This is a genomic window from Clostridium ragsdalei P11, from assembly GCF_001675165.1.
GTDB classification, from domain to species: domain Bacteria; phylum Bacillota; class Clostridia; order Clostridiales; family Clostridiaceae; genus Clostridium_B; species Clostridium_B ragsdalei.
This window is the reverse complement of the sequence record NZ_LROS01000044.1, coordinates 54,633-76,567: the sequence shown is the minus strand read 5'-3', so window position 1 is coordinate 76,567 and position 21,935 is coordinate 54,633. Positions and strand designations below refer to the sequence as shown.

Annotated in this window: 15 protein-coding genes and 1 pseudogene; 14 read left to right on the top strand and 2 right to left on the bottom strand. The window is 30.8% G+C overall.

Annotated features, from left to right (window positions below; translation table 11 throughout):
• The first annotated feature begins 235 nt into the window (after window positions 1-235).
• The 5 genes from CLRAG_RS15480 (at window position 236) to CLRAG_RS15460 (ending at window position 6,689) form a co-directional block, all read left to right on the top strand.
• On the top strand, window positions 236-1,762 hold the full coding sequence (locus CLRAG_RS15480) for an L-lactate permease (RefSeq protein WP_065079222.1): 1,527 nt from the start codon (window positions 236-238) through the stop codon (window positions 1,760-1,762).
• Between the two features lie 29 nt (window positions 1,763-1,791).
• Window positions 1,792-3,066, top strand: coding sequence for a nickel-dependent lactate racemase (gene larA / locus CLRAG_RS15475; protein WP_065079221.1), 1,275 nt, complete (start codon window positions 1,792-1,794; stop codon window positions 3,064-3,066).
• 37 nt (window positions 3,067-3,103) lie between these two features.
• On the top strand, window positions 3,104-3,892 hold the full coding sequence (locus CLRAG_RS15470) for an electron transfer flavoprotein subunit beta/FixA family protein (RefSeq protein WP_065079220.1): 789 nt from the start codon (window positions 3,104-3,106) through the stop codon (window positions 3,890-3,892).
• A gap of 148 nt (window positions 3,893-4,040) precedes the next feature.
• Window positions 4,041-5,249, top strand: a complete 1,209-nt coding sequence (locus CLRAG_RS15465) for an electron transfer flavoprotein subunit alpha/FixB family protein (RefSeq protein ID WP_065079219.1) — start codon at window positions 4,041-4,043, stop codon at window positions 5,247-5,249.
• A gap of 27 nt (window positions 5,250-5,276) precedes the next feature.
• On the top strand, window positions 5,277-6,689 hold the full coding sequence (locus CLRAG_RS15460) for an FAD-binding oxidoreductase (RefSeq protein WP_065079218.1): 1,413 nt from the start codon (window positions 5,277-5,279) through the stop codon (window positions 6,687-6,689).
• Window positions 6,690-6,715: 26 nt separating this feature from the next.
• Here the strand turns inward: CLRAG_RS15460 and CLRAG_RS15455 are convergent, their stop codons facing one another.
• Window positions 6,716-7,048 carry a LysM peptidoglycan-binding domain-containing protein gene (locus tag CLRAG_RS15455; protein ID WP_065079217.1) on the bottom strand — a complete coding sequence of 111 codons (333 nt, stop codon included), beginning with the start codon at window positions 7,046-7,048 and terminating at the stop codon, window positions 6,716-6,718.
• Window positions 7,049-7,247: 199 nt separating this feature from the next.
• On the opposite strand from CLRAG_RS15455, the gene CLRAG_RS15450 reads away from it, so the two are divergent.
• The 9 genes and pseudogenes from CLRAG_RS15450 (at window position 7,248) to ftcD (ending at window position 18,427) form a co-directional block, all read left to right on the top strand.
• Entirely contained in the window at window positions 7,248-7,802 is a 555-nt protein-coding gene (locus CLRAG_RS15450; protein ID WP_065079216.1) for a hemerythrin domain-containing protein, read from the top strand.
• Between the two features lie 296 nt (window positions 7,803-8,098).
• Window positions 8,099-8,300: pseudogene (locus tag CLRAG_RS15445) on the top strand (YwbE family protein).
• Window positions 8,287-9,072, top strand: coding sequence for a pseudouridine synthase (locus tag CLRAG_RS15440; protein WP_065079215.1), 786 nt, complete (start codon window positions 8,287-8,289; stop codon window positions 9,070-9,072). The pseudogene CLRAG_RS15445 and the gene CLRAG_RS15440 overlap by 14 nt, the downstream one beginning before the upstream one ends.
• Window positions 9,073-9,366: 294 nt before the next feature.
• Entirely contained in the window at window positions 9,367-12,609 is a 3,243-nt protein-coding gene (locus CLRAG_RS15435; RefSeq protein WP_065079214.1) for a DEAD/DEAH box helicase, read from the top strand.
• Between the two features lie 245 nt (window positions 12,610-12,854).
• Complete coding sequence (gene argC / locus CLRAG_RS15430) at window positions 12,855-13,889, top strand: N-acetyl-gamma-glutamyl-phosphate reductase (protein ID WP_065079213.1); 1,035 nt, start codon at window positions 12,855-12,857, stop codon at window positions 13,887-13,889.
• A 104-nt stretch (window positions 13,890-13,993) separates the two neighbouring features.
• Complete coding sequence (gene argJ, locus CLRAG_RS15425) at window positions 13,994-15,214, top strand: bifunctional glutamate N-acetyltransferase/amino-acid acetyltransferase ArgJ (protein ID WP_065079212.1); 1,221 nt, start codon at window positions 13,994-13,996, stop codon at window positions 15,212-15,214.
• Window positions 15,215-15,250: 36 nt separating this feature from the next.
• A complete protein-coding gene (argB, locus tag CLRAG_RS15420) occupies window positions 15,251-16,105 on the top strand; it encodes an acetylglutamate kinase (protein WP_013238802.1) in 855 nt (284 codons plus the stop codon).
• A 12-nt stretch (window positions 16,106-16,117) separates the two neighbouring features.
• The gene (locus tag CLRAG_RS15415; protein ID WP_013238801.1) at window positions 16,118-17,290 is read left to right on the top strand and encodes an aspartate aminotransferase family protein; all 1,173 of its coding nucleotides are present in this window, start codon (window positions 16,118-16,120) and stop codon (window positions 17,288-17,290) included.
• 240 nt (window positions 17,291-17,530) lie between these two features.
• Complete coding sequence (gene ftcD, locus CLRAG_RS15410) at window positions 17,531-18,427, top strand: glutamate formimidoyltransferase (protein WP_013238800.1); 897 nt, start codon at window positions 17,531-17,533, stop codon at window positions 18,425-18,427.
• A 201-nt stretch (window positions 18,428-18,628) separates the two neighbouring features.
• Here the strand turns inward: ftcD and CLRAG_RS15405 are convergent, their stop codons facing one another.
• Complete coding sequence (locus CLRAG_RS15405; RefSeq protein ID WP_065079211.1) at window positions 18,629-21,661, bottom strand: ATP-binding protein; 3,033 nt, start codon at window positions 21,659-21,661, stop codon at window positions 18,629-18,631.
• Window positions 21,662-21,935 lie beyond the last annotated feature (274 nt).

The window sequence follows — 21,935 nt, the reverse complement described above, 5'->3', positions numbered from 1 at the left end:
TAATAAGTTAACGGCTAGTACACTATAATATGAAAATTAGGGTACAGATAAAAATTTTTATCTGTACCCTAATTTTATGAAAACGTTACGACCACAACATAATTTAATTAATTCAGTTTATTATAAGTAATGTTAACAATATAACAATTGTAGAAAAATTGAAATGATTATGCTAATATAATGTCAAAAGTGGTATTACCATAATACCAATAAGGTTTTTTCAAGGGGGATTAAAATGAACAATTATTTACTTTTTCTTATTGCACTCATACCAATTGTTTGGCTAATGGTATCACTTGGGGCTCTAAAAATCCCGGGACAAAAGACATGCCCTTTCACATTAGTTGTTACTATGATTTTAGCTATAATTGTATGGAAAATGCCAATTTTTAATGCAATTACAGCGGCACTTGAAGGTGTAGCTCTTGCAATATGGCCTATTATGATTGTCATTATAGCTGCTGTCTTCACCTATAATATTACAGTTTATACTAAAAGCATGGATGTAATAAAAAAAATGATGACAGGAATTACTACAGATAAAAGAATATTAGTTCTAATTTTAGCCTGGGCCTTTGGAGGATTTATGGAGGCTATAGCAGGATTTGGAACTGCAGTTGCCATACCTGCAAGCATACTGGCGGGGCTTGGATTTGATCCTGTATTTGCAGCTATAATATGCCTTATTGCAAATACAACGCCTACTGCTTTTGGAGCAATAGGAATCCCTGTAACAACTCTTGCAAAAGTTGCAAATATTAATGTAACTCAGCTAAGTTATGCAGTAGGACTACAGCTTGTAATTTTAATTGTGGTTGTTCCAGTTGTGCTTGTAATGCTTACAGGAAAAAGTGTGAAAGCCATAAAGGGATTTTGGGGAATTTCCCTTGCATCAGGAATTTCTTTTGCAGTTCCGCAGCTTCTAGCTGCAAAATATCTTGGAGCTGAGCTTCCAGCTATACTTGGATCTGTTTGCTGTATGATAGTTACAATTGCCGTAGCTAAAATATTTTATAAGGATACTGCTGATAAGCAAGCAGAAAAGGTTTCCACAAAAGAAGGAGTACTAGCATGGATGCCTTTTATACTGGTATTTCTATTTGTAATATTGAGCAGTGCACTGTTCCCACCGATAAATAAGGCGTTGTCTTCTGTAAAAACTTCAGTACTTATTTATTCGGGAAAAGGAGGATCACCGTATACATTTAACTGGCTGTCAAATCCAGGAACCTTAATTATAATAGCTACATTTATTGGTGGACTTATCCAGGGTGCTAAGATTACTGAAATAATTGGAGTTCTGGGAAGTACCTTTAAGCAGATGTATAAATCAGCTATTACTATAATTGCCATAGTAGCTCTTGCAAAGATAATGGGCTACAGCGGGATGATAAAGTCCATATCAATTGTTTTAGTAGCAGCTACCGGAAGATTTTATCCACTTATTGCTCCTATAATTGGTGCACTTGGAACTTTTGTAACTGGAAGTGATACTTCAGCTAATGTACTATTTGGAGGACTTCAGGTTGAAGTTGCTAAATCGCTTGGATTAAATCCGTACTGGCTTGCAGCGGCTAATACTGGAGGAGCAACAGCAGGAAAGATGATTTCACCTCAAAGTATAGCAGTTGCAACAGCAGCTACTGGACTTGTAGGGCAAGAAGGAAAGATACTAAATTCAACTTTAAAGTTTTGCATAGTTTATGTAATTGTTTTAGGAATTATTGCTTACTTTGCAGGACCTATATTTGGATTTAATTAGATTAATACTTACGAAAGGAGAATTTGATTATGTCTAAAGTATGTTTACCTTATAGTAAAAAGACAATTGAAATTCAAATTGATGATAAAAATTTAGTTGGAGTTTTAAGATCAAGGGCAGAAGATTACAAACCTCAATTTGGAGAGTCTGAAATAGTTGAAAGGGCACTTGATAATCCGATTGCTTCACCTAAATTGGAGAATTTAGTAAAAGGCAAAAAGGATATGGTTATAATAACTAGCGACCATACAAGACCTGTACCAAGTAAAATAATAACACCAATACTTTTAAAAAGAATAAGAAAGGTAAATCCAGATATTGATATAAAAATTTTAATAGCAACGGGATTTCATAGGGCTACTACTAAAGAAGAACTTATAGATAAGTTTGGAAAAGATATAGCTGAAAATGAAAATATAATAGTACACAATTCTAGAGATGAAGAGAGCCTTGTTAAAATTGGAACACTTCCATCAGGTGGAGATCTTATAATAAACAAAATTGCTGCTGAAACTGAACTTTTAATAGCAGAAGGCTTTATAGAATCTCACTTCTTTGCAGGATTTTCAGGAGGAAGAAAGAGCATTTTGCCTGGAATAGCTTCTGCAAAGACCATAATGGCAAACCATTGTTCTGAATTCATAGCAAGCCCTTATGCAAGGACAGGTAAGCTTAATAATAATCCTATACACAGGGACATGTTATATGCTGCAAAAAAAGCAAAGCTTGCATTTATAGTAAATGTAGTTATAGATGAAGATAAGAAGATAATAAATGCTTTTGCAGGAGACAGTAGGATTGCCCATGAAGAGGGATGTAAATTTGTGATGGACTTATCTAAAGTTGACAAAGTCCAAGCTGATATTGCCATTTCGACAAATGGAGGATATCCACTGGACCAAAATATATATCAGTCAGTTAAAGGCATGACTGCAGCTGAAGCTACTTGCAGAGAAGGCGGTGTAATAATAATGGTAGCTGCCTGTGATGATGGCCATGGTGGTGAAGGATTCTATAATAATTTGGCAAATGTAAATTCTCCAAAGGAGTTTTTAGAGAAAGTTTCTAAAGTGCCTAGAGGAGAGACAGTACCTGATCAATGGGAATCTCAAATACTTGCTAGAATATTAAGTACACATACTGTAATAATGGTCACAGATATGTGTGATCCTGAAATTATAAAAAATATTCATATGCAGCATGCTTCAACTATTTCTGAAGCTTTAACTAGAGCATATGACATTATGGGAAAAGATGCCAAGGTAGCAGTTATTCCTGATGGAGTTTCAGTTATTGTAAGTTAATTTACAAATTCATATAAAAATTTGGGAGGTAATTTAAATGGATATATTAGTATGTATAAAGCAGGTACCAGGAACTTCTAAAGTGGAAGTTGATCCTGTAACTGGTGTTTTAAAAAGAGAAGGAATAGATTCCAAAATGAATCCTTATGATCTGTATGCACTTGAAACTGCACTTAGGATCAAAGAAGAAAAAGGAGGAACAGTAAAAGTTATAAGTATGGGACCTCCCCAGGCCGCTGACGTTATAAAAGAAGCTTATATGATGGGTGCAGATGAAGGTGTGCTTCTTTCAGATAGAAAATTTGCAGGAGCTGATGTACTTGCAACTTCTTATACTATTGCTCAGGGAATAAAAAAAATGGGACATATAGATTTAATATTGTGTGGAAAGCAGACTACAGATGGAGATACTGCACAAGTTGGACCTGAAATGGCTGAATACTTGCAAATACCACATATAGCTAATGCATTTAGTATAGAAAAGGTTGAAGAAAAATCCATGGTAGTGAAAATGGATATGCCAAATACAGTTGAAGTAGCTGAAATAAAATATCCTTGCCTTTTAACAGTGGAAAAAGATATATTTCAGCCTAGACTTCCATCTTATAAAAAGAAACTTGAAACCAAAGATAGAGAAGTAAAAGTATTTGGGTATAAGGATTTTGAAGATAAAGATGAAAATAAATATGGATTAAATGGATCTGCAACCCAGGTAGAAAGAATATTTCCACCAGAAGTGAATAATGATAAAGAAATGTGGAAGGGAAATGGAATTGAACTTGCAGACAGACTTTCAAAAAAGCTTAAAGAACTTAAATTTATCTGATGGCTACCTACTGTAACACTCCCACTTCTATCAAAGTGGCAGCTAACAGTAGCTACGCCCCTAGATAATTCATCTAAACTTAGTGGGAGAAACAAGCTCCCACTAAGTAAGATTCATTGATAGATTAAAATTTCAAGGAGGAATTGATATGGGTAAATTAGTAATAAATGAAAATAAGCTTACTCCTTCAATTATAGAAGAATTGATTGGAATATGTCCATTTGGAGCAATGGAAAATAAAGATGGAAAATTAGAAATAAGTGCTGCTTGTAAAATGTGCAAGATGTGTGTGAAAAAAGGACCTTGTGGGGTAGTTGAATTTATAGAAGATGAAATTAAGCAAATAGATAAAAGTTTGTGGAAGGGAATAGCTGTATATGTAGACCATGTAGAAGGAAATATACATCCTGTAACCTATGAACTTATTGGAAAAGCAAGGGAGCTTGCGGCTAAAATAAAACATCCTGTTTATGCAGTATTTGTTGGATGCAATATAAAAGACAAAGCAGAAGAATTGCTCCATTATGGTGTAGATGAAGTATTTGTATATGATTATAATGAACTTAAAGATTTTAGAATAGAGCCTTATACTGCAGCTCTTGAAGATTTTATAAACAAAGTAAAACCTTCTACATTTTTGGTTGGTGCAACTACAGTTGGAAGGTCACTGGCACCTAGAATAGCAGCTAGATTTAGAACTGGGCTTACAGCTGACTGTACTGTACTTGACATGAATGAAAATACAGATCTTGTTCAAATAAGACCTGCATTTGGAGGAAATATAATGGCTCAAATATTGAATCCAAACCATAGACCACAACTTGCCACTGTTAGATATAAAGTCATGAATGCACCTGATAGATCAGAAAAAATATCAGGTAAAATAACTGTACAATCTATGGATAAAAATAAACTTAAATCGGATATAGAAGTATTAAAAATAATCAAGAAGAAAATTGAAGAGGAAATATCTGAAGCTGATGTAATAGTTGCAGCAGGAAGAGGAATTAAATCCGAGAAGGATATGGAACTTATAAAAGAACTTGCTAATTTAGTTGGAGGACAAGTTGCTTGCACAAGACCTCTTATAGAAGCAGGATGGTTAGATGCAAAGAGACAGATTGGTCTTAGTGGAAGAACAGTTAAACCAAAACTTATAATAACTTGTGGTATATCTGGTGCTATACAATTTGTAGCAGGAATGAACAATTCAGATTTGATTGTTGCAATAAACAAAGATCCAAAAGCTCCTATATTTAATGTAGCAAACATAGGTATTGTAGGAGACATATATGAAATTATACCTAAACTTATAGAAAATATAAAGTCTGGTAAAAGTTTGTGTGAAGCAATTTAAGGCATATTTTAGTTTGGAGGAAATGATATGGAAAAGTGTATTGAAAAGTATAAAAAATTAGACAATATTGATATAGATTTTTTAATAGATTTACTTGGAAAAGATAGAGTTTTTGTGGGAGAAGACATAAATGCAGATTACAGCCATGATGAATTAGGCGGCGTAAGTAAATATCCTGATGCAATGGTAGAAGTACTTAGTGCACAAGAAGTATCAAAGATAATGGCCTATGCATATAAAAACAACATTCCAGTAGTGGCAAGAGGGTCAGGCACTGGTCTTGTTGGTTCATCTGTTCCAATAGAAGGTGGAATAATGATAAATTTAACAAAGATGAACAATATACTTGAATTGGATGAAGATAATCTTACATTGACATTAGAACCTGGAGTCCTTCTAATGGATATAGGCAAGTTTGTAGAAAGTCATGATTTATTTTACCCACCAGATCCTGGTGAAAAATCTGCAACAATTGGTGGAAATGTAAGTACTAATGCAGGAGGAATGAGAGCTGTTAAGTATGGAGTTACAAGGGATTATGTAAGAGGACTTGAAGTAGTTCTTCCTAATGGTAAAATATTAGAGTTTGGTGGAAAAATTGTAAAAAATAGTTCCGGTTATAGCATAAAGGATTTGATATGCGGTTCAGAAGGTACTCTTGGAATAATTACAAAGATAATATTAAAATTAGTTCCACTTCCTAAAAAATCAATAAGCCTTCTTATACCATTTCCTGACTTAAATAGGGCTATAAGCACGGTACCTAAAATAATAAAGTCAAAAGCTGTACCTACTGCTATAGAATTTATGCAAAGAGAAGTAATACTTGCAGCAGAAGAGTTTTTAGGTAAGAAATTCCCGGATAATTCTTCAGATGCCTATTTACTGCTTACATTTGATGGAAATAGCAAAGAGCAAATAGAAGGAGATTATGAAAAGGTAGCAGATATATGCTTAAAAGAAGGTGCGCTGGACGTATATATTACAGATACTGATGAAAGAAAGGAATCCGTTTGGTCTGCAAGAGGTGCTTTCCTTGAAGCTGTTAAGGCAACTACTACGGAGATGGATGAATGTGACGTTGTTGTACCTAGAAATAGAGTAGCGGAATTTGTTAAGTACACAAATGAAGTTCAAGATAAATTTAATATTAGAATAAGAAGTTTTGGACACGCAGGTGATGGAAATTTACATGTTTATATTTTAAGAGATGACTTGTCAGAGGATGAGTGGCACAAAAAATTAAGCGGTGTATTTGACTGTCTGTATAAAAAATCTGAAGAATTGGAAGGTGCAGTTTCAGGAGAACATGGAATAGGATATGCTAAAAAGAAATATATAAGAAGACAATATGGAGAAGAGTATATTGAACTTATGAGAAATATAAAACTCGCATTTGATCCTAAAAATATACTAAATCCAGATAAAGTATGTGAATAGTTATAGTAGATTTATCTGGTGGCTACCTACTGTAACACTCCCACTAAGTAAGATTCATTGATAAAGAAATCTTGACATATGCAGCGGGATGTACTGCCAATTTGAACACCGTTAAGACTTATGAAAAAGTCTTTAAATGTGTTTTCAATTTTGGCAGTATATTTTTGTATAAGTTTAAATTGCATTCTAAAATTTAAGTCCTTATTTGATATTCCAATTGGAACTAATAATTCTTGTCCTTCAGATATTTGATGTGGCCCAAATATATTATTAGACATTGCAAGCATTCCAGCACAAATTCCGAAATGATGTGCTATAGCATATAGTGTATCACCATGTTTAACTTTATAAGTTATCATGAAACTTCTCTCCTATAGAATAATAAATCTTCTTTATTATTCTATTCGTTACCTTATTAAGTAGTTACAAAGAAGCGCTGGAAAACGAATAACTAAACATTTGAATATTAACTGATTTTTGTTTTTATATCTAAGGATACTTAATATAAAAAAGGCTAATCCTATAATAGTATAAGTATAATAAGAAAGGTATGAGTTTATGGATGGAATTGATTTAATGATTGAGGAACATAAAAACATAAAAAGAATGTTAGTTGTTATTAGAAAAGAATGTTTAGGTATTATGAATGGAAAAGAAATTGATTACGGGGATTTTGAAAAGATAATTGACTTTGTAAGAAATTATGCAGATAAAAATCATCATGAGAAGGAAGAAAAAATCTTATTCAATAGAATGATAGATGAGATTGGAGGAGCAGCTGAGAAATTAGTTAAGTTTGGAATGCTTGTTGAACATGACTTTGGAAGACTATATATTAAGGAGCTTGAGGAAGGAATTGCTAGGGTTAAGGTCGGTGACAATGAGGCCAAACTTGACGTAATTGCTAATGCTATATCTTATACACATTTATTGAATAGGCATATAGATAGGGAAGACAATGTTGTTTATTCTTTTGCCAAGAGAGAACTTTGTGAAGAAACATTAAATAAAGTCAATATAGAATGCGATAAATTCGAAGAAAAAATGTATAGAGATGGTGTTCAGACTAAGTATATTCAGATATTAGAATTGCTTGAACAAAAGTACAAATAAGATCTAATTACTTATAAAAATTAACTGTAGTTTTATTAACTATGTCTAAAAAGGCAAGAAAATGAAATAGTAAATTATTTAATGTGAAGTTTCTTTAAATACTGTCGTTGTCCACCCTTGCAAATTATAAATTGAAGAACGCACACATCTTTAATTGACATAAATCTTAATAAGCTATAACATATGTATTGGATTTCTATCAAATATACTTTGTATAATGTTTCCTTTCCTCAATAAACTGTATATGTGGAGACAGTAGTAAAGCTATATAAAAAATAAAAAAGAGGAGTAATATTATGGATGGAACGATACGAAAAAATATAAAAGTAGGAATAAAAGTCTTAGTTGTACAAAAACAAGATCAGCGTTCTGGGAAATTAACTGAGGGTGTAGTACAAAGGATACTTACAAACTCACAGGTTCATCATCGAGGCATCAAAGTTATGCTTGAAGGGTATTGTAGGAAGGGTTAAAGAAATTAAACATGAGATTAGATAAATTTTTAGCAGAATCATCTGTTGGAAGAAGGAAAAAGGTTAGGACTTATATCAAAGAAGGTATGGTTAAGGTAAATGGAGACGTAGTAACAGAACCAGCAGTAGAAATTAACGAAAGTTCTGATGTTATTGAATATCTTGGTAAGGTAGTTACTTATACTGGAAAAGTATATTATATGTTTAATAAACCTGCTGGTTATATTACTGCAAGGAAAGATAAAGTTCATAAAACAGTATTTGATTTTTTTAACGATGTTAACATGAATGGAATATTTCATGTTGGAAGATTAGACAAAGATACAGAAGGATTATTGCTTTTTACCAACGATGGTGAATTTGAACATCAATTAATGTATCCCCAAAAGCATGTTGAAAAAACTTATTTTTTTTGGGCTTTGGGTTCTTTAGACGAGGAAGATAGGAAGCAATTAGAGCAGGGAATTTACATAGGGAAAGGTAAAATACTAACGAAGCCTGCAAAAATAGAAGTGCAAAAATGTGGAATATATAAAGAGTTTAAACATGAAATGCCTGCTCGAAATTTACATAATATAGATTCAGACCAGTATAACCAGCCCGTTGTTTCTGGATATCTTACTATTTCAGAGGGACGTAAGCACCAAGTGAAGCGCATGTTAAAGGCAGTAGGCTGCTATGTGGTGTATCTAAAAAGAGTTTCCATTGGAGGGTTACTGTTAGATGAATCATTGGAAAAGGGCCAGTATCGGTTCTTGACAGAAGTTGAAATTCAAAAGTTATTATTAACGATTTAATTAAAGAAATTAAAGAAAAGTAGAATTCAACAACAATTAAATATCAAGTGTGAAAAAGTATGCTAAAATTGCTTAATTAGCGTGCTTTTTTTTACTTTCAATCAGTTATAACTTATTTATCCGATGACTACCTGCTCTAATACTCCCACTTCTCCAAGTTGGAGTAAAGAGCAGTTACGTCCCTGGATAACGATTTCTAAGCATCAGGTGGAGTTCAAAACTCCATCTGATGCCAAGAACTCTGTTTATGATATAATAAAAGGATTGAAAAATTTAAATTTATAGGGAGAAGTTATGTTAACTGAAGATGCATTGTTACAAATATTTAATGAACAAACTACAGGTGAAAATTATTTAAAAGGTCACAGAGTTCTAGACAATGATCTAGTGTCCTCCATAGATATAATAGATGAAGACAAATTAATTTGTATAGAGGGAAATGTGATTTCAGAAAATCTTTTTAACGAATACAATACTAAGATTGAAATGGATACGGGTAATAAAAGCATTTTTTCTACATATTGCAGCTGCCAGGATTATGAAAAAAATGAATTTAAAAAAACAAACTACTGCTGTAAACATCTCACAGCAACTTTTTATAAGGCTCTAGGGGATTTAGTTCAGCATGAAGCTTTAAAAGATGATGATATAAATAGTATATTTAAAAATAAAAGTAATGTTTTATCTTTGCTTTTAGGAGATGAAAAAGATAAGGAAGAATTAAAAATAGAGGTTTATATAAATAAAAACCAATGGAATGGTAATATAACAGCTGAATTTAAAATAGGGGTGAAGTCCACAAGTTCAAGTAACCTCTATGTTTTAAAGGATATAAATCATTTTTTTACATGCTATTATAATAACGTTCCTATAAAATATAGTAAAAATTTTACCTTTGATATAAAAAAGCAAAAGTTATCCACTAAGGATAAGAGACTCATTTCCTTTATAGAAACTTTGAAGGAAATGGAAAAGGATTATAAATATTTTCGTAAAAAAGGTGACGAATGTGTAAGTGGAAAGTATATTATCATTCCCAAGTATTTAGTTAGAGAATTTTTTGAAGTTATAAAAAAGCATAGAATATATCTAAATGAAGGATTTTTTTCTAGACCTATAGAAACAGAAATCCTATTTGAAAATCCAGCTGTGGAGTTTGACTTGAAAACCATAAAAGACAATTATGTTTTAAAATCTTTATCGGGCATGCCAGAGTCTCTTAGCTCTAAAAATGATGTCTTCTTATATGGTTCTACTATATATCTACCAGATTATGAATTCTGCTATAAAATAAGTCCTTATTTGAAGGTATTTAACGAAGCTAGGGTAGTAACTATTGATAAAACTCAGGAAGATACTGTATTAAAAAAGCTCATTCCCAATCTTAATTTTTTATCAGATAGAGTTACTTTGTCAAAGACTATAAGAAATAAGGTAGTAATTGATAAGTGTAAGTTTAACTTCTATTTTAACAAGGAAGGTAAGGACATCACACTTGTTTTAAAAGTTAAATATGGACAATTTGAATTTAATATTTTTGAAGATTGTGATGAAAAGATTATATATAGAGAATCTAAAAGGGAATCTCAGGTTATTGGAATTCTCACCTCACTAGGATTTGAAGAGGTAAATGGGAAATTTTATTTCCTTATGGGGGATGATTATATTTTCAATTTCTTTAAAAATGAAGTATTTAAACTTCAAGAAATAGGGGAAGTTTACTATTCAGAAAACTTTAAAGGCATAAAATCCATAGGAAGTAAAGGTATAAATGGCGATATCAAAACAGGTAAATATAATTATTTTGAAATGAATTTTAAAATAGGGGATATAGATCCAAGAGAAACTACAGGTATATTAAAAGCATTTAGAGATAACCTGAAATATTACAAGCTGAAAAGTGGAGAATATCTTGATCTTGAAGAATTAGAACTTAAGAAGTTTTTAAAACTTTTAGATGCTGTTTCCTATAATAATATAGAAGATAATAATATAAAGATAGATGCAAACAAGGCTATCTTCATTGATGGATATTTGGAAGATAACAATATTACATATATAAAGGGAAAAAAAGAAATAAATAAAATAAGAAATAAATTTAGAAATGTAGACAAATTGGAATTTGAAGTCCCAAAAGAATTACATGCTTCCTTGAGGGAATATCAAAAAGTAGGGTATAAGTGGTTAAAAAATTTAGATTACTTTGGATTTGGTGGAATTCTAGGAGATGAAATGGGACTTGGAAAAACACTGCAAACTATTACTTTTATACTTTCCAGCCAGAAAAGCAAATCTTTAATTATAGTCCCCACATCCTTGGTTTACAATTGGATAGATGAATTTGAAAAGTTTGCGCCTACTTTAAAAGTATTACCTGTTGTAGGAACAAAAGAAGAAAGAGAAACAGATGCTTTTCATATGGGAAACTACGATGTTATTATAACTACATATAATCTTTTAAAAAGGGATTTGAAAATGTACTCTGAAAGAGAATTTGATTACTGTATATTAGATGAAGCACAATATATAAAAAATCCAAATGCTCAAAATACAAAGGCAGCAAAACAAATAAAGGCAAAGACACGGTTTGCTCTATCTGGAACCCCTATGGAAAACTCTCTTATGGAACTATGGTCTATATTTGATTTTATAATGCCAGGTTATCTATATGATAAAAATAGATTTAGTGTAAGATACTATAAAAAGCTTAAAGAGAGTCCTGAGGTAATTGAGGATTTAAATAGACTCATAGCTCCTTTTATACTTAGACGGAAGAAAAAGGATGTTATAGTGGAATTACCTGATAAAATAGAAAAGACACTTATGGTTACTTTAGATGATAAGCAGAAAAAAGTTTATAAAACTTATGCAGATCATGCAGTTGACCTCATTGAAAAAAAAGTAAAAGAGGATAAATTTAAGAATAGTAAAATAGAGATACTTTCCTATATAACGAAACTTAGGCAATTATGTTTAGATCCTAGTATATTAATAAATAATTACAGCGGTGGAAATGGAAAAATGGATGCACTAGTGGAGCTCCTTCATAAAAGTATAGCACAGGGACATAGAATACTTGTTTTTTCTCAATTTACATCTGTGCTTAAAAATATAGGAGAAAAAGTTTCTGGAGAGAAAATTCCATTTAGTTATTTAGACGGTACTATAAAATCAGAAGAAAGAATAAATATAGTAAAAAAATTTAACAAAGGTAAAAATCCAGTGTTTTTAATAAGCTTAAAAGCTGGAGGAACAGGATTAAATTTAACTTCAGCAGATGTGGTAATTCATTTTGATCCCTGGTGGAATACAGCTGTAGAAGAACAGGCTGCAGATAGGACTCATAGAATAGGACAAAAAAATGTAGTGGAAGTTATAAAAATTATAGCTAAAGGTACAATTGAAGAGAAGATAGTACTTCTTCAAAACGAGAAGAAAAAGCTTATAGAAAAATTAATGGAAAATAAATTGGTGGCAGGTGAAAATTTAAAAAGTTTTACTGAAGAGGATATACTTGGATTATTTCAAAATAGATAAACAGAGTTTTTGTCATCAGATAAATTTTTGTATAGTAATCTTAAAAATTGCATATTTATAATTAAATGAAATTTAGAACAAAGTGCTTTACACATTGATAATGTTTGATTTATATGAAGTTTACTAAAAAAAATATATTTATTTTTATAAAAAATATTGCATATTTATTTATAAAGTCATATAATAACTACATATTTATAAAGTTATATTACTTTTCACATGGAATTAGAAGGGGGCAAATTATATTGATACAAGTAGGAATTATTGGAGGAACTGGCTATGTAGGTGCAGAGCTATTAAGACTTTTATCAAATCATAATAAAGTGAAAATATCAGCTGTATCTTCTACCAGTTATAGTGGAAAAACTATTTCTAGTATATATCCAAATTTTTATGGAATAAATGAAATTGTATATGGAAATGAAGATGAAGTTATAGAAAAGAGTGACCTTATTTTTTTAGGCCTTCCAAGTGGATTAAGTGAAAGCATTGTGGAAAAGGCAGTGAAAAAAAATAAAATATGTATAGATATGGGAGCGGATTTTAGATTTAAAAGTGAAACTGCATATAAAAAATGGTATAAAAAAGATTTTGAAATAATGGATTTACACGAGAAGTCCGTATATGGGCTTCCTGAGTTAAATAGAAAATATATAAAAGAAGCAAAAATTATAGGTAATCCAGGGTGCTATGCTACATCTGTTGAACTTGCTCTTCTTCCGCTTATTTCAGGTGGTTTCATAGAGGAAAAAGGAATAATTGCAGATTGTAAATCAGGGGTAACAGGTTCAGGAAGATCATTAAAGGAAGGCAGCCATTTTGTAAATTGCAATGAAAGTTTTAGTGCTTATAAAGTAGCAAATCACAGGCATACTCCTGAAATAGAAGAAAATTTAAGCAGTGTATCAAAAAAAGATGTTAAGTTAACTTTTATTCCTCATTTAATTCCTATAAACAGGGGAATATTATCTACAGTATATACAACTCCTAAGGATAAAATAGATATGGAAAAACTACATGAAGATTACTGTGAATTTTATAAGGCAGAGCCTTTTGTAAAAGTACTTCCTCTAGGAGAAGTAGCAAAAATAAATAATGTTAGGCTCTCAAATTACTGTCACATTTCTCTTCACTACGATGAAGAAAACAATAAACTTATAATGATATCGTGTTTGGACAATATGGTAAAGGGTTCTGCAGGTCAGGGAATTCAAAATATGAATATTGTACTGGGGTTTGATGAAAAGGAAGGACTTAATGCTGTTCCAGCCATTTTTTAATCAAAGGCACATTCAAAAAAATAACTAGCCACAATGCTAGCCTATTTTGAATCTTTGAATTGCTATTTTCTTTTATATACTTAAATTTTAAGGAGGACATTAGAATGAATTTTGAAATTATAGAAGGAGGGGTTACTTCTCCAAAAGGATTTGTATCTGCAGGGATTAGCTGTGGTATTAAAAAAAGAGATTCGAAGGACCTGGCTCTTATAAAATCAATTAGCTCTTGTAATTCAGCAGGAGTTTATACAAAGAATATAGTTAAAGGAGCTCCACTTATAGTTACTAAAAAGCATCTGGAAAATAAAAAAGCTCAAGCTGTGATTGCAAATAGTGGAAATGCCAATACTTGTACTGGTGAAGAAGGATTAAAAAATGCAGAAGAGATGTGTGAATATGTAGCAAGAGAACTTAAAATTGAAAAAGAAGATGTACTTGTAGCATCTACTGGCATTATAGGAGTTAAATTAAATATTGAAGCTATAAAAAATGCAGTACCGGATTTGGTTAAAAAACTAGATAAGGATGGATATAAAGATGCATCCAAAGCTATAATGACTACAGATACTTTTCAAAAAACTATAGCTATAAAATTAGAACTTGGAGGAAAGACAGCAACTATTGGTGTTATGGCCAAAGGATCAGGAATGATACATCCTAATATGGGAACTATGCTTTCTTTTATAACTACAGACGTAAATATAGATCCAGATCTTTTAGACAAGGCTTTGAAAGAGAGTGTACGAATAAGTTATAATAGGGTTTCAGTAGATGGAGATACTTCAACCAACGATATGGTTGTTATACTGGCAAATGGATTGGCTGAAAATCCACTTATAAATGAAGAAAATGAGGATTACAGATTATTTTTACAGGCACTTAAAAAATTAAATGTTGAAGTAGCCAAAATGATTGCAAAAGATGGAGAAGGTGCTACTAAATTAATAGAATGTAAAGCACTAAATGTTTCTAGTGAAGAAAAAGGTGAGATACTTGGTAAATCTGTAATTTGCTCTAACTTAGTAAAAACAGCCTTATTTGGATGCAATGCAAATTGGGGCAGAATACTTGATGCTATAGGATATTCAGGAGTTGAATTTGATATAAACAAGATTCAGGTAACAATGGAAAGTAAAAAAGGAAGCGTCTTAGTATTTGAAAAAGGAGAACCTGTTCCATTTTCAGTAAAAGAAGCAACTGATATATTATCAGAAGATGTAATAGATATAATTATAAACTTTAATTCAGGTAATTATAATGTATGCTGTTGGGGATGCGATCTAACCTATGATTATGTGAAAATTAATGGAGAATATATGTCTTAAAAATAAAATTATTATAATGCATAGGGGGCACGGGAGTTGAATTATAATGAAGTGGCTAAAATTTTAGCAGAATCGCTGCCATATATTCAGAAATATAGAGGAAAAACAATAGTTGTCAAATATGGCGGTAATGCAATGATAGATGAGGAACTCAAAAAATATGTTATAAATGACTTAGTACTTATGAAATGTGTTGGAATAAATTTAGTAGTTGTCCATGGAGGAGGTCCTTTTATTTCATCTTATTTAAAGAAATTAAATAAGGAAAGTGTATTTATAGACGGACTTAGATATACAGATGACGAAACTATGGATATAGTACAGATGGTTTTAAGTGGAAAAATAAATAAAGACCTTGTTAAATTAATTCAAAGCTATGGTGGAAAAGCTATAGGTCTTTGTGGGCTAGACGGGGCTATGATAAGAGCTAAAAAACTTTGCGAAAAAGTGGATTTAGGAAGAGTTGGAGAAATAACTGAAATAAATACTGAAGTAATTAAAAACTCTATAGACAGCGGCTACATTCCTGTAATAAGCAGTGTGGCACTTGCAAATGATAATGAAGGTGTCTACAACATAAATGCAGATACCTGCAGCTATAGAATAGCTTCTGCACTAAAAGCACAGAATTTAATATTGCTTACGGATGTACCAGGAGTAATGACAGATATAAAGGATCCTTCTACACTTATTTCAGAACTTAAGTTAAAAGATATTTCAAAACTATATGATAATAATATTATAAAAGGTGGAATGCTTCCTAAGATAAACTGTTGTGTTGAAGCTATAAAATCAGGGGTTAAAAGTGCACATATTATTGATGGTAGAGTACCTCACTGTCTTTTAGTAGAATTATTCTCTAAGCAAGGTATAGGAACTATGATTTATTAAGGAGGAAAAAATATGAATTATTTAGATTGTGCAAAGGAATATCTTATGAATACCTATAATCATCTTCCTGTAGTGTTTACTCATGGAAAAGGATGTAAGGTATATGATACTTCAGATAAGGAATACTTGGATTTTACATCAGGTATTGGAGTAATGTCACTAGGTTATGGAAATGAAAATTGGATAAAGGCTGTAGAGAACCAGCTTGAGAAAATACCACATACTTCTAATATATTTTTAAATATTCCAGTACTTGAACTTGCCAAGAAATTTACAGAGCTTTCAAAAATGAGCAAGGTATTTTTCTGTAATTCAGGAGCAGAAGCCAATGAAGGAGCTATAAAACTTGCGAGAAAATATAGCTTTGATAAATATGGGAAAGGTAGATCTACTATAATTACATTAAATAAGAGTTTCCATGGTAGAACTATAACTACACTAGAAGCAACTGGACAAGAAAAATTTCATAATTATTTTTATCCTTTTACAGAAGGATTTAAGTATACTGATGTTGATGTTAAGTCACTAGAAGATACTATTGATTCTACTTGTTGTGCTATTATGATAGAAGCTGTTCAAGGTGAAGGCGGAGTAAATCCTTTAAGTAAAGAGTTTGTAAACAAAGTATTTGAAATAGCTGAAAAGAATGATATTTTAGTTATATGTGATGAAGTACAGTGTGGTATAGGCAGAACTGGAAAGATGTATGGCTTTAATAATTATGATGTACATCCTGATATTATATCTACAGCAAAAGCTCTTGGAGGAGGCCTTCCTATGGGTGCTGTACTCTGCAATGAAAAACTAAAGGATACCTTTAAATATGGAGATCATGGATCTACATTTGGAGGAAATCCAGTTTGTACAGCAGGTGCTATAGAAGTTTTAAATACAATTAGTAAAGAAGGTTTCTTAGATAAAGTAAGTGATAAAGGACAATTTATTAAGGAATACTTTAAAAATAAATCTTCTAAAAATGTAGTAGAAGTACGAGGAATAGGGCTAATGATTGGAGTAGAAATTAAAGGAGAATCTTCAAAGGTACAGAAAAAGGTACTAGAAAAAGGACTTCTTGTTTTAACTGCAGGACCAAATGTAATAAGGCTTCTTCCTCCACTTGTGATTTCAGAAGAAGAATTAGAAAAAGGACTTAACATACTTTATGAAGTTATAGAAAGTATGTAATTTATATTTTTATGCTGCTGTAAAATTATTTTATAGCAGCATATTTTATTGCACATATCAATCATTGTGAACTGTCCATTGCACATTATGAATTCCAGTTAAAAATTCTATAAACGTCTAAAGTAGCATATATAAATATTGAATATTTATTCATTTATAGACGTTTTAAAGATGTATTTAATTTATAATTACAAATATCAAATGAAAATAATCTACAGTAAATTTAAGGAGGCAATTGATATGTCAAAGTTGGTAGAGTGTGTTCCAAATTTTAGTGAGGGAAGAAATAAAGAAATAATAGAAAGCATTGTAGATGAAGTTAGGAAAACTGAAGGTGTTAAACTTTTAGATTATTCATCAGATAAAGACCATAATAGATCTGTAGTAACTTTCTTGGGCGGACCAGAAGAAGTAGAAGAAGCAGCATTTAAACTTATAAAAAAAGCTGCTGAGCTTATTGATATGAGAAATCATCAAGGTGCCCATCCTAGAATGGGAGCTACTGATGTAGTTCCATTTATACCTATTAAAGATGTAACTACAGAAGAATGTGTTGAGATTTCTAAAAAACTTGGAAAAAGAGTAGGGGAAGAATTGAAAATTCCAGTTTACTTATACGAAGATGCAGCTACATCTGAAGAAAGAAGAAATTTAGCTGCTATTAGAAAAGGACAATATGAAGGATTTTTTGAAAAAATAAAACAGCCTGAATGGAAACCAGATTTTGGACCTTGTGAGATGAATGTAAAAAGCGGAGCTACAGTTATAGGAGCTAGATTCCCACTTATAGCATATAATGTAAACTTAGGTACAGATAACATAGAAATAGCTAATGCTATTGCTAAAAAAATAAGATACATAGGTGGAGGATTAAGATATGTTAAGGCTGTAGGGGTAAAGGTAACTGAAAGAAATATAGTTCAGGTATCTATGAACCTAGTAAACTATGAAAAGACTCCTATATATACTGCACAGGAAATGGTTAGAATGGAAGCTAAAAGATATGGAGTGCCTATTGTAGGAAGCGAAGTTATAGGCTTAGTTCCTATGAAATCTTTGTTAGATTGTGCAGAGTATTACCTTCAAATAGAAAATTTTAGTGTAGATCAAGTACTTGAATCCAGACTAAGTGAATAAACAGAGTTCTTGACATCAGATGGAGTTTTAACTCCACCTGATACTTAGAAATCGTTATCCAGGGACGTAGCTGCTCTTTACTTCAACTTGTGGAAGGGGAAGTATTAGAGCAGGTAGTCATCGGATAAAATTTAACTTAAAAGACTGCAGTTGAGTTTTGCTTGAAAACAACCAACTGCAGTTATATTTCCATAGTGTAAATTAAATTTTATCCTTTAATTTCATAAGTACGTCAATTTCATAGTTATCTAAAGATTTTTTTAAATAGGTAATACCCATATCACAATAGTTTTTTGCATCTTTAGGGAGATATTCTCTGAATATACTATTTAATTTCTTATTTTCCTTAAGTTGTGTACTTATTTTAGCTTTTACCCGATAAACTAGGCCTATTTCATGAGGGCTCTTTAACATTTGAGAATGAGTATGGGCATCTTTTAGATAGCTTAAAGCCTTAGTGTAATCTTTTTCATTTATTTTTAGTAAAGCCATAAAAGCCTCAGCTATGGAACGTCCCCAAGCTAGATCAAAATGCTTGTATATATTAAGAGACCTTTTAAAGTACTCATTTGCAGCAGCATAATTTCCCATGTCAAAGGCTGTTTCACCTGCATTTATACTAAATATAGCAGTGCTGGACATAACACCTTTACCTTCACACATTTTAATGGCCTTATCGTAGTAGCAAATAGCTTTAGAAAACTCTAAGGAGTGTCTCCTAATTTCACCTATATAATTGTAACAAGCAGCTATGTTAAGTACATATTTGTCCGATGTTATTGCATCTCTAGTAAATATATGTATTGCTTCGTTTAACAGTTTTTCTGCTTCCTTATAATTTCCACACATATTATTATAAAGAGCTTTTAATTTTAATATTATGGCTTTTTCATCCTCATAGTTTTGTTCTTTAGCAATGGAAAGTGCTAGGTTTATGTACATGATCATGTTTTCTACGTTATAAGTTTGAATACAATAATAAATCATTTGTTTATAACCTTCAATGGCATAACTAAGAGCAGCTATATTAAGAGCTTTATCTATCATATTTTTTATTATGGAAGTTCCATTTTCGTAATCTCCTATTTTAATTAAGTATCTTCCCTTCATAAGTAGAAATGTTATTTCTAAATCTACAGTTTCCTTGGATCTACTTTGATTTTCAACTTTATTTAAGAGTTTTTCCACTTTCTCTAAACTTTTCAAAGTTTTTTCATCACTAAAGTATAAATTGTTGTACTTATTTTCACCATAATGAAGTACAGGAAAGAGTTCATGGCTGAAACTAAGATATATATTCAGATTTTTCATCCTGTATGTTAGTTCCTTAATACGATTATTAGAATTTGAAAAATGATATATTAATTTATAGTAGGTATTTAGATCATTCTTATCTTTAAGGAGATTTTTCTCCAAAAATTCACCTATTTTATTATGTAAAATTTTTTTTCTAGCCATAGACTGGTTTGAATATATGAATTCTCTAAATTTTTGGTGGGTAAATTTTAAGCTTATATTATTGTCATTTAGTACTTCTTTAAGTATAAATTTGTTTTCCAGTTCTTCAACCACATCAATTATTTCAAGTTCATCCTTGCCAATAATGCTAGCTAATATATTAAGGGGTACTTCGTCAAAAAACATAGAACATATGTTTAAAATCTTTCTTCCTTCCTCAGAGACATCCAAATATCTGCTCCTTAATATATCTTGCATTTTAGAGGACATTAAGTTTATATTTCCATTGGATTTTATTATATTCATGTATTCAGTTAAAAAGAATAGATTTCCTTCTGTCTCACTGTATATTTTATTTGCCATTTTTTTAGACAAATTGTAGTTAGGTAGTGCTTTTTTTATGAAATCTTCTGTTTCTATATGATTGAGTCTCTCTAATTTAAGTGTATTTAATTTGTTATATCTATTCATGGAAGTTATGAATTTATCCAGTTCTTCATTGTATTCATTTCTACAGGTACAAATTAAAATTATATTTTTAGATTCACTTAGAAGTATACTATTTAAAAGAGATAGACTCATTGAATCCAACCATTGAATATCCTCAAAAACTAACATTATTTTTTTATGAGAACTAACTATCCCTAGTATATCTCCTAGAGCCTTTCCTATTATTTCATATTTTAAATTATTACTTTCAATTAGTTTTAGATTGTCTAAATAATTTTTACTAAACTCAGGAAAAAAACTAGCTATTATGCTTTTGCAAGATAAGGAGATATTTATATTATTCGTTTCTATTATTTTTGACAATTTTAGTGTAATATTATTCCAAGGTTTTAAAATATAGTCTTTTTCAAGGGGATAGCAGGGGGTTTCTAATACAAATATATTATTTTGAGAAATGCCTTCTAAGAACTTTTCTTTAAGTTTTGTTTTACCAATGCCAGCTTCTCCTAGTATCAGAATAGACTTTGCTTGTATTCCATTTTTAAATTTTAGGTAAGCAGCTTCTAAACATTTTAGTTCTTCATACCTTCCAAAAAAGAATTCTTTTGATTTTGAACTGCAATTTGTAAGACTCATTTCATTTAATATTTCATTAAATAATTTTTTTGTAGCTGGCTGTGGCTCTACATCTAATTCTTTGTTTAAAATTTCTGAAAGTTTATGATATACTTCTACAGCTTTATTGCATTTATTGCTATTTTTTAAGCTTTTCATAAGTTCTCTGTATGGTTCTTCATCAAACTCATCCATTTTTATGAGCAATTTACAGTAATTTTCTACTTTATTGTAGTTTTTATTTTCCTTTTCAATAGCTATATTTTCTTTTAGTCTATTTATATATATTTGCTGGAAATGTTCCCTAGTTTCTATTACCCAAGTTTGAAAAGTTTCTGCATTTTTCACATAAAAACCAGTCAAAAAGTGACCCTTATATGTATTTAAATCATCTGTATTACTCAAGAAATTATCTACATCCGTTTTTATTTCTATATTGGGATTTATCATAACTGTTGACTTTCTTGGTGATATTAATACTTCTAGGTCAAAAGCTTTTTTTATTTTATAAATAGCATTTCTTAAATTCTTTTTTGCTATGTTTTCTTCTTCTTCTGGCCATAAAAGACCAGCTAGCTTTTCTCTTGTACATTCTTTATTAATAATTAAGTAACAAAAAAGAGCTTGTACTTTGTTATATGGAAACAAAACTTTTTCGTTGTCTATAGTTACATTAAAATTTCCCAACATTTTTACATATATAATGTTCAATATATCCCTTCTTTCGTAACTCCTTAACCTAGTGTTTAATGTGTAATCATTTAGAGTACGTATTATATTATATTATAATACAATATCAGCGTAAATTTCCATTGATAAATCAAATTTTTGTTTATAATGATTAGAAAAGGTCGAAATTAAAAAATGATCTAACGTCTACAATATAAAAACATTTAAAAATATTTTTTTTATATTGTAGACAAATTTGACTTTTTAGAGACGTAAACGTTTTATTATATAAGCAAAGATAAATTTCATTAAATTT